General features: G+C 41.0%; 12 protein-coding genes. 8 read left to right on the top strand and 4 right to left on the bottom strand.

Annotated features, from left to right (window positions below; translation table 11 throughout):
- Nucleotides 1-3 precede the first annotated feature (3 nt).
- The gene (locus tag B0O44_RS05580) at nucleotides 4-984 is read left to right on the top strand and encodes an App1 family protein (RefSeq protein WP_110827984.1); all 981 of its coding nucleotides are present in this window, start codon (nucleotides 4-6) and stop codon (nucleotides 982-984) included.
- Here B0O44_RS05580 and B0O44_RS05575 read toward each other — a convergent pair.
- Together B0O44_RS05575 and B0O44_RS05570 are read right to left on the bottom strand one after the other, a co-directional pair.
- The gene (locus tag B0O44_RS05575; protein ID WP_110827982.1) at nucleotides 977-2,176 is read right to left on the bottom strand and encodes a DUF1501 domain-containing protein; all 1,200 of its coding nucleotides are present in this window, start codon (nucleotides 2,174-2,176) and stop codon (nucleotides 977-979) included. The genes B0O44_RS05580 and B0O44_RS05575 overlap by 8 nt on opposite strands.
- Before the next feature lie 20 nt (nucleotides 2,177-2,196).
- The gene (locus B0O44_RS05570) at nucleotides 2,197-3,627 is read right to left on the bottom strand and encodes a DUF1800 domain-containing protein (RefSeq protein WP_245943599.1); all 1,431 of its coding nucleotides are present in this window, start codon (nucleotides 3,625-3,627) and stop codon (nucleotides 2,197-2,199) included.
- Nucleotides 3,628-3,701: 74 nt separating this feature from the next.
- Here B0O44_RS05570 and aat point away from each other — a divergent pair, with 74 nt between their 5' ends.
- Nucleotides 3,702-4,337, top strand: coding sequence for a leucyl/phenylalanyl-tRNA--protein transferase (gene aat, locus B0O44_RS05565; RefSeq protein ID WP_110827978.1), 636 nt, complete (start codon nucleotides 3,702-3,704; stop codon nucleotides 4,335-4,337).
- On the opposite strand, the gene B0O44_RS05560 is transcribed toward aat, so the two are convergent.
- Both B0O44_RS05560 and amaB read right to left on the bottom strand, forming a co-directional pair.
- Entirely contained in the window at nucleotides 4,338-7,235 is a 2,898-nt protein-coding gene (locus tag B0O44_RS05560) for a DEAD/DEAH box helicase (protein ID WP_110827976.1), read from the bottom strand.
- Between the two features lie 224 nt (nucleotides 7,236-7,459).
- On the bottom strand, nucleotides 7,460-8,998 hold the full coding sequence (gene amaB, locus B0O44_RS05555) for an L-piperidine-6-carboxylate dehydrogenase (protein WP_110827974.1): 1,539 nt from the start codon (nucleotides 8,996-8,998) through the stop codon (nucleotides 7,460-7,462).
- A 348-nt stretch (nucleotides 8,999-9,346) separates the two neighbouring features.
- On the opposite strand from amaB, the gene B0O44_RS05550 reads away from it, so the two are divergent.
- The 6 genes from B0O44_RS05550 to B0O44_RS05525 all read left to right on the top strand — a co-directional run bounded on the left by B0O44_RS05550 (nucleotide 9,347) and on the right by B0O44_RS05525 (nucleotide 14,877).
- Complete coding sequence (locus tag B0O44_RS05550) at nucleotides 9,347-10,750, top strand: tetratricopeptide repeat protein (protein WP_110827972.1); 1,404 nt, start codon at nucleotides 9,347-9,349, stop codon at nucleotides 10,748-10,750.
- A 79-nt stretch (nucleotides 10,751-10,829) separates the two neighbouring features.
- Complete coding sequence (locus B0O44_RS05545; protein ID WP_110827970.1) at nucleotides 10,830-11,597, top strand: phosphosulfolactate synthase; 768 nt, start codon at nucleotides 10,830-10,832, stop codon at nucleotides 11,595-11,597.
- 51 nt (nucleotides 11,598-11,648) lie between these two features.
- On the top strand, nucleotides 11,649-12,395 hold the full coding sequence (locus B0O44_RS05540) for a shikimate dehydrogenase family protein (protein WP_110827968.1): 747 nt from the start codon (nucleotides 11,649-11,651) through the stop codon (nucleotides 12,393-12,395).
- A complete protein-coding gene (gene gldD, locus B0O44_RS05535; RefSeq protein WP_110827965.1) occupies nucleotides 12,395-12,976 on the top strand; it encodes a gliding motility lipoprotein GldD in 582 nt (193 codons plus the stop codon). Before B0O44_RS05540 ends, gldD begins: the two co-directional genes overlap by 1 nt.
- Before the next feature lie 28 nt (nucleotides 12,977-13,004).
- Nucleotides 13,005-13,640, top strand: a complete 636-nt coding sequence (locus B0O44_RS05530) for an MBL fold metallo-hydrolase (protein ID WP_110827962.1) — start codon at nucleotides 13,005-13,007, stop codon at nucleotides 13,638-13,640.
- A 10-nt stretch (nucleotides 13,641-13,650) separates the two neighbouring features.
- On the top strand, nucleotides 13,651-14,877 hold the full coding sequence (locus B0O44_RS05525) for an FtsX-like permease family protein (RefSeq protein ID WP_110827960.1): 1,227 nt from the start codon (nucleotides 13,651-13,653) through the stop codon (nucleotides 14,875-14,877).
- Nucleotide 14,878 lies beyond the last annotated feature (1 nt).

Genomic DNA, 14,878 nt, shown 5'->3' with positions numbered 1-14,878 from the left:
AAGATGAATAATTCTGTAAGCGTAAAGGTATATCATGGTTACGGTCATACACACGATTTGGTGGTTTATGGCCATGTATTTAAGTACCGGGCAAAAACAGAACAGCTGTTCAGCAATAATTTCTTTGTGAACATCCTCCACTTGTTGAAGCTATTTGTCCTGAAGCCTTACCCCTTTGTGAAAGTCCGGCTTACATTTGAAGGGGATGTTGTGGAGCAGAAAACAGAATACGATGGTTTTTTTAAATTTGAATGGGCTGCCAGGCGGAACATCGGTGCAGGATGGCACCGGGTAAGGGTTCAGGCCATAGGAAAGGACCAGGAGCTCCTGGCTGAAAGCTGGGGAAAAATCTATGTTCCCCATGTGACGCAGTATGCTTTTATTTCGGACATTGACGATACCGTGATGGTTTCGCATTCTGTCCGTTTTGGCAGAAGGTTAAGGGAGCTGTTGATCAAAAATCCGCACACCAGGAAAACTTTTCGGGATACGCAGGAGCATTATGAATTACTGGCTTTATCCCATACTGAGCAAGAGCAGCCCAATCCGTTTTTCTATGTGTCCAGCAGCGAATGGAATTTGTATGATTACCTGTTAGAGACCTTTCGTTTTAACGGTCTTCCGGAAGGGGCATTTTTACTGAATCAGATAAAAAGATGGAAAAGCCTGATCCGGACAGGAAGGACCGGGCATGAAGGAAAATTAATCAGGGTCATGCGGATCCTGAAGGCTTTCCCCAATCAGAAGTTTGTTTTTTTAGGGGACAATTCCCAGCGTGACCCGGAAATCTATGTGACTATTGCAGCAAAATATCCTGCTCAGGTTAAAGCGATCTATATCCGGAATATTGTTTCGAAAAATACGGCCCAGACTTTGGAGATGCTACAACAGGCCGAATTAAACGGTATTAGTACCTGCCTGTTTCAAAACAGTCAGGAGGCCATCAGGCACTCCGAACACATTGGCCTGATCTGGTCTAAATGAAGTCCAGGGTATTGAACCTTTTGTTCAGGATCTGGGCATTGTTTACATCCAGCCATTTGTCCAGCAGGGTCCCGTAAACCTGTCTGAAATCGATCTGATACTTCAGGTCTCCTGAATCCAGGTTCTCCAGGTCGGGGGCGTTGTTGTAAATGCCTTGTTTTTTCAGGCGGCCACCGAAGATCAGCATATTGTTTGCCGTCCCATGGTCAGTTCCGTTACTTGCATTTTGTTCTACCCTTCTTCCAAATTCAGAAAAAGTAATGACCAGGGTATCGTCCAGTTTGTTGTTTTGCTTCAAGTCTTTCAGGAATGCATTGATGCCCTCTGAATACTGTTTCAGCAGGTTCCCTTGTTGTTGATTTTGGTTTACGTGAGTATCAAAGCCACTAAGGGAAACATAATACACCCTTGTTTTGAGGCCCGATGAGATGAATTTGGATACGGTTTTCAGTTGGCTGGCAAATGGTGTTGCCGGGTAGGTAAATTTATTCTGATAGATTTTAGAGGTATTTTGAATATAATCTGCAGAAGAGGAAGTTTCTATCATCGTTTTATAGAGGTATCCCAGATTGTCCTCATCCAGATGGGCTTTCTCTCGGTTGATCATTTCTTTAAAAAAAGGCTCATTGGTGTTTCTGTATAAAGCACCAGGATCTTTTAGGGCAATGCCTTTTTTGGTGTTGCCTTTCATGGCAAGAGAAAGGCTATCGTCAACTTCAATTGCGGTGTAAGGAAACTTACAGGTCTGACAATTGGAATCCAGATAACGCCCGATCCAGCCGGTCGAAAGGAATTGGTTGGAATCACTGGCCGTTTGCCAGATGTCCATGGAGCGGAAGTGCGAACGGTCGGGATTCGGGTAACCAACATCATTAATAATGGTCATCCAGCCCTGATCGTAAATTTCTTTCAGAGCTGTCATGTTTGGATTAAACCCTTGCATATCGTTCAACCGGATCAGGTCTTCGGGTTTAATGGCAATACCCTTTCTTTTCTGATAATAAATGTCATTTCCATAAGGAATTATGGTATTCAGGCCATCATTTCCACCAGACAGCTGAATGACGACCAGGTTTTTGTATAGGCTCAGTTCATCTAGTGCCAGTGCCTCAAAGGGTTTCATAAAGGCAGGAACAGCGATGGCGCCTGCTGCGGTAAATATGGAGTTTCTTAAAAAATCTCTTCTTTTCATGATCTCTTCCTTAGGAATGTTTAACACAATTGGTATTCAGGTGTACTGGTAATCTCTATCGCTGCATTTTTCAAGTCTTTTCCGTTACTCAGCAAAGACCGGATCTTTTCATTTAATGGGGGTTGCAATAAAAAAGCGGCCAGCTCTGGTGGCTTACAGGTTGCGGGCAAAGTGCCCAGGAATTTAGCCCAGTCTGCCTGTGCATTGATGTAAGACCTGACCAGTTTCGCTTTGTTGTTTTTACTGCCCAAAGCAATAATTGCTTCGTCTTCAGGATCTGCTTTACCGCTAAAGTCAATGATGCCGTCGTTCAGAACCAGGGAGGGGATTCTCATTCTTAACATGAGTGAAGAACTGTCTATCCAGCTTTTTCCACCAGGCCAGCCGGCAACATTTGGGGGATTAAAAAGGTATTGTCCCAGGCTGCTTTGCAATTGAATGAGCACCTGCGGTTTGTTGTAGGTAACAAAAAACTGCCGGCTCAGGCCCGTTAAAAATTCAACGGGAGACTTGATTTTATTCCCCATGTTTTGGGGATCGTAAAACCAGTCCGATTCAAATATTTTTTTCATCACAGCAGCAATATCATAACCCTGCTGGTAAAAATGAGCCGCTAATTCTTTTACATGGCTTTCGTTTGGATTGTCATTGACAAAAAAGACATACAGCTTACGACAAATGAATTCTGCGGTTGCAGGTTTCTCCAGAATGATGTCTATGATGTCTTCGCCATCAAAATTTCCTGTTTTTCCAAAAAAACTTTTTCGCTCTGCATCGTGCAGTGCCGGCCGGAATTGAAATTCACCATCTTTGTTATACGTCCAGCCGGTAAAGGCCCGTGCAGATTCTTTGATGTCCTGTTCTGTATAATTTCCCCTGCCAAGTGTAAAAAGCTCCATCAGCTCCCGTGCAAAATTTTCGTTGGGATGGTTCTTTCTGTTTTGTTGGTTGTTAAGGTATTGAAGCATCGCCGGAGATTTGGAGACCTCCATGACCAGCGTCTTAAAATTGCCCAATGCATTTTTCCGTTGAATGTTGTTCAATTGCTGGGCATAATATGGGTTATTGCTCCTGCAGGCAAAATGACCATGCCAAAATAGGGTCATTTTTTCCAGCAAGGGAGCGCTGGTGTTGATCATTTTTTGAAGCCATTCTATATTCAGGTCACGGCTTTTAAGATTTTGCTCACGGATAATTTGCTGCCGTTGCATTTTTTCTTCAGGACTGAGGTCTTTTTTTGCTGCAAGACCGGCCTGCATGAGCAGGCGCTGGCGATTGTCGTTGCTGTCCACAAAAGCGATGTCAGAAACTTCTTTTGCTTTGGAAAAGAGCTCCTGAACGGATTTGTGTAGTTTTTTGTTCCCTAGTTCCTGCAGCTCGGGATAGGAGATCCCAAAACCGGCCCGGTTAAAAAGGTGTTTGACGTTACTGAAATTATCTTCTTTGGTCATAAAGATTCAGGTTAAAACTTTTGTATGACTCTGAATTGACAAATAGGTTTAAGGATTAGTTTGTAATTTTGGATATGGTTTTCAGATTACCGGAAAATGAAATCGTATTCCCCGATCCTTCTCTTGCCGATCCTGATGGTTTGCTGGCTATAGGAGGGGATTTGAGTATGGACAGGCTTTTACTGGCTTACCAAAATGGCATTTTTCCCTGGTTTAGCGAAGGAGACCCCATTTGCTGGTTTTCTCCACATGAGCGCTGCGTTATCCTTCCTGATGGATTAAAAATAAGTAAGAGTATGAAGAAAATCATCAGGGACGGGGTGTTTGAAGTGACAGAAGACCAGGCGTTTGAAGAGGTAATCGGTCATTGTGCAGCTGTTTTTAGAAAAGATCAGGATGGTACCTGGATTACGCAGCAGATGCAGGATGCTTATATTAATCTTCATAAAAAAGGTTATGCCCATAGTATTGAAGTATGGCAGTCCGGTCATTTGGTTGGCGGGCTGTATGGGATTTGGGTTAACCGTGTTTTTTGTGGGGAGAGTATGTTTAGTCTGGTCAGCAACGCCTCCAAGCAGGCTTTAATATGGCTTGTTCAGGAAAAAAGGCCCGATATGGTAGATTGTCAGCTTCCCAATGATCATTTATTAAGTCTTGGTGCCGAAATGATCAGCAGAGCGCATTATCTGCAATTGCTCAGAAAAAGATAATTAATTTAAAAGCTCCCGGATGTCGTCTTTGCTAAGTGACTTGAAAAAGCTCTCCTCGGTGGTAATCAGCGCATTTGCCAGTCTCTTTTTCCGGTTTTGAAGAGATAGGATCTTTTCTTCCACCGTGTCTTTGGTGATAAACTTATAAATGAAAACTTTTTTGTCCTGACCAATGCGGTGTGTCCTGTCTATTGCCTGTTGTTCTACAGCGGGGTTCCACCATGGATCTAAAATAAATACATAATCTGCCTGGGTAAGGTTTAACCCAACGCCACCAGCCTTAATAGAAATCAAAAATACTTTCAGGTCGGGGTTTTGCTGAAAGTCGGCAACAATTTCCCCTCTTTTTTTTGTGGTCCCATCTAAATAGGCGTATGGGACTTCTTCTTTGTCCAGGTGACTTTTAAAAATGCTAAGATGTTTTACGAACTGCGAAAAGATCAGGACTTTATGGCCGCCTTTAAGAACGTTGTCCAGTGTATGCACGACGTTTTCAAATTTACCTGAATCAGAGCCATAAGCTTCATCGATCATCATGGGGTGATTGGCCAGTTGCCTCAGCGCAGTAAGTCCCTGCAGCAGTTGTACCTGTTTTTTTGCATAGGTTCCGTCATCCATGCTGCTCAGAAGATCGTTTCTGTAGGCAGATTTTGTTTTTTCGTAATAGGCAGCCTGGTCCTCACTCATATCACAATAGAAAATCTGTTCGGTTTTTGCCGGAAGTTCTTCAGCGACCTGTTCCTTCGTTCTTCTTAATACAAAGGGTTTAATGATGGCTTGTAATTTTCTGGCTTTTTCTTCATCTTTTTTCTTCTCAATGGCTTGTACATACTCTTCATTAAAAAAAGTTTGCGTCCCCAATAAGCCGGGATTGAGAAAAGTAAGCTGTGTCCAGAGGTCTCCTACCGAATTTTCAACAGGTGTACCACTTAAAATCAGCCGGTGCCTGGATTTTAATGCCTTTACAGACTTAAAAGATTTTGAGGATGGGTTTTTTATGTTCTGACTTTCATCCAGAATGACATAATTGAAATAAAAATCCTTCATCAGGGAGATGTCAACTCTTGTAATGCCATAAGTGGTAATGATCACATCATAACGGATAAATTGGCTGACGTCTTTATTCCTGGAACTTCCTGTATGCGCATAAATGCGAAGTTTTGGAGTGAATTTTTTGGCCTCGCTCAGCCAATTGTAAATCAAAGAAGTTGGCATGATGATCAATGAAGTGCCATGTGTGGCATTTTGCTCGTTCTCTTCTTTGAGCTTTTGCAATAAAGCCAGGGTCTGTATGGTTTTTCCCAAACCCATATCATCCGCAAGACAACCGCCAAAATTGTATTCTCTGAGAAAACTGAACCAGTTATAGCCTGCTTTTTGATAGCTTCTCAGGTCCCCTTTAAAATGGAGGGGCATCTGAACATCTGCAATATTTTCAAAATCATTTAACTTCTGAAGTTTTCTGCTCAGGGTAACATTGGCAATGCTGTCTTCAGCAAGGTCATTGATCAGGCCGATATGATGTTTCTTTAGTTTTAAGGTTTTGGCACCCTCTGATAAATTGAAAAGACTACCATACTTGGTTAACCATTGGTCCGGGATAATGGCAATAGAGCCGTCGGGAAGAATAAATTCCCTTTTCTTTTGAAGGATATGTTGTTTTAAGGAAAGAAAAGGAATCGGATGGCTGCCAAAGTAAACAATGGCATTAATGTCAAACCAGTCATTGTTTTCACTGATCTGGAAATCTATTTTGCTGGTTGCAAACAGAAAACGTTTGCTACCGGTGCTTTGTTCTATTTCGTACCCTTTTGCCTCCAGTTCCTCCAAATGTTCATTGATCCAGTTGATTACCCCATAAGACCTGTCCTGTTCTTCGTGTTCAGGGCTGAGTTCCAGGTGATGGAATAATGCACTGGTTTTTTTCAGGCCCGATCGGAGCAATTCATTGAATTTGCTTTTTTCCCAGTCCGTATTGCGCTTAATTCTGGTGAAAGTATAGTTGTTTTCATTTTTAAGAATTCTTACGGTGACCTTTCGTTCATTATCCATTGCAAAAACATACGATCCGTATCTGAAATAAAGTTGCAACTGTGAAATCCCATTTTCTACATAAATTACCTTAATGACCGCTACGGGGTCATATTTCTCGGTTTTTATTTCAAAGCCTTCAGCATACACATGATACTTCTCAATAAGTGGCGCTACAAATTTTTCAAAATAAGCTTCTTCAGTTGCTTTCGGAATGGTAATGAAGCGTTTGTTTAAAAAGGGCTGTAATTTTTTTCCTTCTATATCCTGCTCGAAAAAATAGAGGGTATCGTTCAGCAGCATCCAGGCGGGCTGGTTACTGACAATCTGTGCGTCCTTAAACATGAAGTCTATCCGAAGGCCCTGGTATTTTAGGGTAGGAAAATACCTGGTTTCAGTTTCATTTCTTCTAAAATGAAACAGGATGGTAGCCGGTTCTGCTGCAATCTCAATTTTCCGGTCGGCTGGCCAGCCATCTTTGCCCATCAGGTAAAGAGAATCGGTTATGGCCAGAATGGACAATACTTCCGCCAGTTTTTTTTCAATTTTAGGACGAACGGTATCATAGAATTTATCATCAAAAAACTTGCTGAAAAACTCCAGCGGGCGGGTCTGTTTCTTATGGTACTTTTTGATGATGAAATCCTGCTCGGTTTCGTCCAGGACTTTTATGATTTTTAAATCAGTTTCACTAAGGTGTTTTGCAAATTCTTTTGCCGTATGGCTAAAAAGCCGTTGATAGGTAAGGGAAAAATCGCCCTGAGGGTTTAACTGGACAATATGGGGCTCAATTACATAGCCTAGAAACTCATGCTTGCACAAGGAATAAACAATTTTGCATGGTTTTGAGCTATCGACGCGTAACATATATAAAAGTTAAAACTAAGGGAACGTAAGCAAATAAAAATCTTTAAACATACATCAAATTGACTGGCTTTCAAAGCAGGATTATTGAATGAGTGCAATTTTTTCAGAAAAATAAAGAGGAATCTGAAAGGGAACTTCAGAAAGAAAATCCTGCGAAAAAAAAGCTGTAAAAAAGAGGGCTGCTCATGCCAGCAGCCCCCGAAATAATGATGTTGAAGAATAACTTACAAGTCAAATTTGATTCCCTGGGCAAGAGGAAGTGTATTGGAGTAATTAATGGTGTTGGTTTGCCTGCGCATATAACCCTTCCAGGCATCTGAGCCACTTTCCCGGCCCCCGCCGGTTTCTTTTTCACCGCCAAAAGCACCACCGATTTCCGCGCCAGAGGTCCCGATATTAACATTTGCTATACCACAATCTGAACCGTTAACAGATAAAAACTGTTCTGCTTCCCGTAGATTTAGGGTCATGATGGCAGAAGAAAGACCTTGAGGTACACCGTTTTGTAAGGCTATGGCCTGGTCAAGTGTTTTGTATTTGATCAAATAAAGTATTGGGGCAAAAGTTTCTTCCTGAACAATTTCATAATGATTTTTTACTTCTGCTACGCATGGTTTAACATAACAGCCAGAAGTATAGTTGCCACCTTCAAGAACGCCACCCTCAACGACAAACTTTGCACCTTCGGATTTACCTTTTTCAATGGCTTTCAGATACATATCCACAGCGGCAGTATCAATAAGCGGCCCAACATGGTTGTGCTGGTCCAAAGGATCGCCGATTCTCAATTGCCCATAAGCCTTAACCAGTTTAGCTGTAAAAGCATCATAAATATCTTCGTGGATAATAAGCCTTCTGGTGGAAGTACAGCGTTGCCCGGCAGTACCTACGGCACCAAATACAGCTCCGATAATAGACATGTCCAGGTCTGCGTCTTTGGAAATAATAATGGCATTGTTTCCCCCAAGTTCAAGTATAGTCTGACCAAATCGGCCTGCAACGGCAGCAGATACATGGCGCCCGATACGGGTAGAACCTGTAAAAGAAACCAGTGGAATACGTTTATCATGATTCATCATGTCACCAACAGCATTACCAATCAGAAGAGCGCTGATCCCTTCAGGCAGGTCATTTGCTTGAAGCACATTGGCAAGGATATGCTGACAGGCTACTGCACAAAGCGGGGTTTTAGAAGAAGGTTTCCAAACACAGACATTTCCGCATACAAGTGCCAGGGCTGCATTCCAGCTCCATACTGCCACAGGGAAATTGAAAGCAGAGATAATGCTTACAATGCCCATTGGATGCCATTGTTCGTACATCCTGTGGCTTGGTCTTTCAGAGTGCATGGTCAGGCCATACAATTGTCTGGACAGGCCGACTGCAAAATCACAGATGTCGATCATCTCCTGCACTTCTCCAAATCCTTCCTGCAGGCTTTTACCCATTTCGTAGGAAACAAGGGTTCCAAGATCTTCTTTGTTTGCCCGTAAAGCATCACCTAATTGCCTGACCACATCACCTCTTTTGGGGGCGGGGATGTTTCTCCAGGTCAAAAAAGCCTGCTCGGCGGTTTTCATTACATTTTCATAATCATCAGCAGTTGCGACCTGGACTGAAGCAATTTTTTTTCCGTTAACAGGTGAAAAGCTCTCTATCGTTGCGGCTCCTGAATCAGGTCCCCATATTTTTCCGGTGCTGTAAGCCGGGTTGATGTCCAGGATGCCTAAATTTTTTAATACAATACTGATATCTTTTTGCATGTTTAATGAATAATGGTTTGTATAAAAATAATGTCAAGCCTTGAATGGCCCAGAACAAAGATGCTCTTTTGCGCTTTATAAAAAAATAGAGAAATGCTTATTTCTTGACAGCAGGATTACGGGCTTTAAAATTTTGTTTTGTTCCTTTGCATTGAACTTCTGAACAAACAAAAAGAAATTTAATGCTTTTTGTCCATCCTCCCAATCTGTTGCTAACTGTAAATTTATCAGTGGATTATACATTTAAGTGTGTGAATGTTGAAAATTATTTCGCTTTATCTACGTTTAAATAGCGTAAACTTATAATGTATTTAAAAAAAAGGGATCTGTTCTTTAATTATTCAATACATGGAAGAGGAATTTTACTTTGATTTTAGCGACGACGCACAACGTTCGGTTGAGCGTTACGAGGAGATGATACGGAACCAGGATCAGTATTTTTTTGATGCCCAGGCTTTTGAAAACATCATTGATTATTATATAGAGAAGAGTGACCCGGTTAAAGCACTTCAGGTCATAGAATACGCCTTAAACCAGCATCCTTATGCCGCCGTTTTTCTTGTGAAACAGGCCCAACTGCTTTTTATTACCGATCAGATAGAGCGGGCTTTTCTTGCTTTGGAAAAGGCAGAAATGCTGGAGGCCTCGGAAGCAGAAATTTATATTCTTCGGGGGAATATCTACAACAGTCTGGAACGTTACCATGAAGCTTTGGAGAATTTTCAAAAAGCCCTGGATTTTGCAGAAACCACCGATGAAATTCTGTTGCAGATTGCTTACGTATATCAGAACATGCTGGATTATGAGCATGCAATTGTTTACATCAAGCAAAGCCTGGAGCAAAATATGGAAAATAAAGACGGTTTATATGAACTGGCCTTTTGCTACGATATTTTAGATAAACAGGAAGAGAGTATCCAGTTTTATAAGGAATATATTGATAATGACCCTTATTCTTATGCGGCCTGGTACAATCTTGCGAACTCTTATCATAAACTGGACTTGTTCGAAAAAGCCATTGATGCCTATGACTATGCGATATTGATCAAGGATAATTTTGCTTCGGCTTATTACAATAAGGGAAATGCCCTTGTGCAGGTCGATCGGTATGCGGAAGCAATTGAAGTATACAAACAGACTTTTGAGTACGAAAAACCTAATGCAGATACCTATTGTGCAATAGGAGAGTGCTACGAGAAGCTGGAACGTATGGACGAGGCAAGGTCTTATTACAAAAAGTCTGTGAAAATGGACATGAAGATGGCTGATGCCTGGTTTGGAATTGGGGTTACCCTGAACTTTGAGGAACGGTATTTCGAATCGCTGCATTTTTATAAAAAAGCCCTGGAATTGGATGAGGAAAATCCGGATTTCTGGTTTGCCATGGCAGATGCTTATTATAAACTTGGTCAGATTGACAATTCGATTGATGCCTACGATAAAGTTTTAGAATATAATCCGCTGGATGTAGAGGCCTGGCTTGATTTTTCTACGGTACTTTATGAACAAGGCAAGTTGTACGAGGCATCAGAAACGATTTCTGAAGGCATTAAAAATAATCCGGATGCCGCTGAACTTTACTATAGAATGGTGGCTTATCTTTTTGCATTGGGCCAGCATAAAGAGGCTTTGGTGTATCTTGAAACAGCTTTAAATACCGACCCCGAAAAACATTATATCTTATTTGAGTATCTGCCCCAGTTACAGGACAATGGAATGATACTTGAAGTCATTAGTAAATACGTAAAGTAATATCCCGTTAAAAAAAATACCCTTTTATTAGATAAAGCTGATAAAAGCAGTCTAATTTTTTTTAACCTTTGCAAGATATATGAACTATCCTTTAAATAACATACCTGAGCGTCCTGTTAAGCCCCGTCAAAAAGGCATAACGATGGTAATGGACAAAGGTTTAAGCTTAAGGCAAACGGAAGATTTTATTGAGGTTGCCGGTGTGCATACTGATATCGTTAAACTGGGCTGGGCTACTTCTTTTGTTACACCCAACCTGAAAGAGAAACTGGCAATTTATAAAAGCGCAGGAATTCCTACTTATTTTGGAGGAACTTTGTTTGAAGCTTTTGTGATCAGAAATCAGTTTGATGATTACTGCAGGGTGCTCGATCAGTTTGGAATGGAATACGCGGAAGTTTCGGATGGCTCTATCACGATAGAACATGAAGAGAAATGCGAGTTCATCAATAAATTAGCAAAACAAGTTACTGTCATCTCTGAAGTTGGTTCAAAGGACGCAAAAAAAATATTTGCCCCTTATAAATGGATCAAACTCATGAATGCGGAAATTGAAGCCGGATCATGGAAAGTGATTGCAGAAGCAAGAGAAGGTGGAAATGTGGGGATTTACAGGGATTCAGGAGAGGTACGTGAAGGATTGGTGGATGAGATCCTGACCCAGATACCGGAAGAAACGATCATTTGGGAAGCCCCGCAAAAAGAGCAACAGGTTTGGTTTATTAAACTCATCGGAACCAATGTGAATTTAGGGAACATTGCGCCAGCAGAAGTAATTCCACTGGAAACCATCAGACTTGGCCTTAGAGGGGATACTTTTGATCATTTTCTTAATTTAAATAAGTAAGCAGAAACCTTATGATGAGGAAAAACGGTTTACATTCCTAATTTCTGCAGAATGAGAACATTTGGACTGATAGGTTATCCGCTGTCACATTCTTTTTCAAAGAAATATTTTACAGAACAGTTTGAACGGGATCATATTGGCGACTGCGTATATGAATTGTTCCCTATTGCTGAAATTAACCTTCTTGAAAAACTTTTGGAAGAAGGCCCCGGTATTTCTGGCTTAAATGTGACCATCCCTTATAAAGTTCAGGTGCTTCCTTTTTTAAATGAAATTGATGAGGCCGCCGCTTTTATAGGTGCTGTAAATTGCATTGACATTAGCCATAAAGATGGACAGCGCCATCTGAAAGGATACAATACAGATGCCTATGGTTTCGAGGAGTCTTTGAAACCCCTGCTTGGAGAACATCACCAAAAGGCCTTGATTTTTGGTGACGGAGGGGCTGCTAAAGCAGTGAAATATGTTCTGGGAAAATTGGGGATCAGCTTTTTGTCTGTCAGCAGAAAAATGGCTAAGGATAACATTCTGTATGAAGATGTGACGGCGGATCTTCTGAAGGAACATACGGTATTGGTCAATACAACGCCATTGGGAATGTCTCCTGATGTTTCGTCCAGCCCCGGAATAAATTATGGATTTTTAACACCGCAGCATTTGGTTTATGACCTGGTCTATAACCCCGAAGAAACGGAATTTTTAAGAAAATCCAGGGAGATGGGCGCAGCAACAAAAAATGGGATGGAAATGCTGTATCTTCAGGCGGAGCGTTCCTGGTTTATCTGGAATCAATCGTGATGAGGTACAGGTTGTTTTTTCTTCTGATGCTTGCCCTGCTTGGGACAGCTTGTCACAACGACAGTTACACTCCTAAACCAAAAGGCTATTTCAGGATAGATTTTCCGGAGAAAAAATACCAGCATTATGTAAGTTCCTGTCCATTTAGTTTTGACTATCCGGTATATGCCAACATCAGTGCGGATACAGAAAAAAATGCACAGCCTTGCTGGAGTAATTTAAGTTTTCCTGCTTTTAATGGTAAAATCCATTTGACCTATCATGAGGTCCACTCCAAAAATGAAGTGGTTAAATTAACAGAGTACGCAAGAGAGCTTGCCTTTAAGCATACAGTCAAAGCGAATTCAATTGATCAGAAACTCATCAATTTCCCGGATAAAAAGGTTTATGGTGTTTGCTATCTGATACAGGGAAATACAGCTTCTTCTGTACAATTTTTCTTAACAGATAGTGCAAAGCATTACTTTAGGGGGGCTTTGTATTTTTATGAGCGGCCGCAATATGATTCTATTGCTCCTGTCGTTAACTTTATTAAAAAAGACATAGATGTTATGATCCGGTCTTTCCGCTGGAAACCTTAGCCACTTTTTTTGTATTAATAAGAATTTTATGATTAAAATCCATCAGTTTACATTTAATGCCTATCAGGAAAACACTTATGTGGTTTATGACCAAACAGGTGAAGCGGCAATTATTGATCCTGGAATGTATAGCGGGGAGGAACAAAATGAACTGGTTGCTTTTATAAGGGACAATAAGCTTAAACCGGTTCTTTTGCTGAATACACATTGTCATCTTGATCATGTTTTTGGGAATAAATTTGTATTTGACAACTGGTCTTTGAAACCACAATTTAACAAGGGGGAGCTTTACATCCTGCAGGCAGTACCTTCTTATGCCCCTCAAATGGGCTTTCATTATGAGTTGTCCCCTGAGCCCGAGATTTTTTTAGGAGAGTCCGGAACTGTTAGTTTTGGGAATACCAGCCTTGAACTTTTGTTTACACCAGGGCATTCTCCGGCGCATTTGTGTTTCTATTCCAAAAAAGCAAATTTTGTGATTGGGGGTGATGCATTGTTTTACGGAAGTATTGGCCGGACGGATCTTCCTGGTGGGAACCATCAACAACTGCTCAGTAGTATTAGGGAAAAATTATTTACCTTACCCGATGATTGTACCGTTTATCCGGGACACGGGAGGTCAACCCTGATCGGTTTTGAAAAAGCGAATAATCCATTTTTTTAATACATAAACATTGAATACGCCATTTTATATAGCACGCAGGTACCTTTTTGCAAAAAAGTCGACTCATGCTATAAATATAATTTCGACCATTTCTGTATTGGGGGTATTGGTTGGAAGCGCGGCGTTGCTGATTATCCTTTCTGTTTTTAATGGGTTTGAGGAGGTGGTCCTTAAAATGTATAATACTTTTACCCCCCAAATCGTTATTGCCCCTGCTCAGGGTAAGACTTTTAATCCGGACCAATCTGTTCTTGAGCAGATTAAAAAAGATAAGCGGATCTATTCCTATACAGAAGTCCTTGCTGAAAATGCCCTGTTAAGGTATCGGGACCGGCAATCTGTAGGGCTCATTAAGGGGGTAAGTGATGAATTTCTTAAAAATTCAAGTCTGGATAGCATTACTGTTCTGGGAAAGTTTGTACTTAAAAATGAAACAGGGCCTCTTGCGGTGACCGGTTCTGCGATACAGAATTACCTGATGATCAACACGGAAGACCCTTTTACGCCGCTTCAGGTCTTTTCACCAAAGAAAGGTTCCGGACAGAACTCCATAAACCCCGCAGAAGACTTTACGGTAATGTCCATTCCGGTTTCGGGTGTTTTTGAAGTGCAGCAGGATTTTGATAATGTAACCATTGTACCCCTTAGTTTTGCAAGAACACTGCTGCAGGAAGCACACAACATTTCTTATGTAGAGATCAATTTGAATAAGGGTACAGATGCGGCAGTATTTAAAAAGGAAATAGAAAAACTCGCTGGTCCTAATTTTGAAATAAAGGACCGTCTGCAGCAAAACAAGGTGCTGTATAATATTTTGGGCACTGAGAAATGGGCTGTTTATATTATCCTTACTTTTATATTAATAATCGCTATATTTAATGTTATGGGCTCGTTAACTATGCTTGTACTCGACAAGCAAAAGGATATAGCCATTTTAAGCAGCTTGGGGGCTGGCAAAAAATTAATTAAAAGAATATTTTTACTTGAAGGCATGATGATTACCCTGTCAGGGTGTATCTTTGGCATTTTAATCGGATTTGTTTTTTGTCTGGCCCAGCAAAAATATAATATAGTAAAAATGTCTCAGGAAACACTGATGAATGCCTATCCTGTGGCTTTTAAATGGACAGATTTTTTATTGGTATTTGTGACAGTTAGTCTGTTTTCCTTTGTGGCATCAGCTTTGTCAGCCAATTTAAGTGTGAAGAAGATAAACCATATTAATCAAGATTTTTAAT

Source organism: Pedobacter nutrimenti, assembly GCF_003208655.1.
GTDB lineage: Bacteria > Bacteroidota > Bacteroidia > Sphingobacteriales > Sphingobacteriaceae > Pedobacter > Pedobacter nutrimenti.
Note: the sequence above shows the minus strand (reverse complement) of the source record. Positions and strands in the feature narration are given on the sequence as shown.

What these genes read in the sequence shown, in the direction of transcription:
- B0O44_RS05550 (WP_110827972.1), top strand. Translation starts at nt 9,347, where the DNA reads ATGGAAGAGGAATTTTACTTTGATTTTAGCGACGACGCACAACGTTCG.
- gldD (WP_110827965.1), top strand. Translation starts at nt 12,395, where the DNA reads ATGAGGTACAGGTTGTTTTTTCTTCTGATGCTTGCCCTGCTTGGGACA.
- B0O44_RS05570 (WP_245943599.1), bottom strand. Translation starts at nt 3,627, where the DNA reads ATGACCAAAGAAGATAATTTCAGTAACGTCAAACACCTTTTTAACCGG.
- B0O44_RS05530 (WP_110827962.1), top strand. Translation starts at nt 13,005, where the DNA reads ATGATTAAAATCCATCAGTTTACATTTAATGCCTATCAGGAAAACACT.
- B0O44_RS05575 (WP_110827982.1), bottom strand. Translation starts at nt 2,176, where the DNA reads ATGAAAAGAAGAGATTTTTTAAGAAACTCCATATTTACCGCAGCAGGC.
- B0O44_RS05540 (WP_110827968.1), top strand. Translation starts at nt 11,649, where the DNA reads ATGAGAACATTTGGACTGATAGGTTATCCGCTGTCACATTCTTTTTCA.
- aat (WP_110827978.1), top strand. Translation starts at nt 3,702, where the DNA reads ATGGTTTTCAGATTACCGGAAAATGAAATCGTATTCCCCGATCCTTCT.
- B0O44_RS05560 (WP_110827976.1), bottom strand. Translation starts at nt 7,235, where the DNA reads ATGTTACGCGTCGATAGCTCAAAACCATGCAAAATTGTTTATTCCTTG.
- B0O44_RS05545 (WP_110827970.1), top strand. Translation starts at nt 10,830, where the DNA reads ATGAACTATCCTTTAAATAACATACCTGAGCGTCCTGTTAAGCCCCGT.
- amaB (WP_110827974.1), bottom strand. Translation starts at nt 8,998, where the DNA reads ATGCAAAAAGATATCAGTATTGTATTAAAAAATTTAGGCATCCTGGAC.
- B0O44_RS05580 (WP_110827984.1), top strand. Translation starts at nt 4, where the DNA reads ATGAATAATTCTGTAAGCGTAAAGGTATATCATGGTTACGGTCATACA.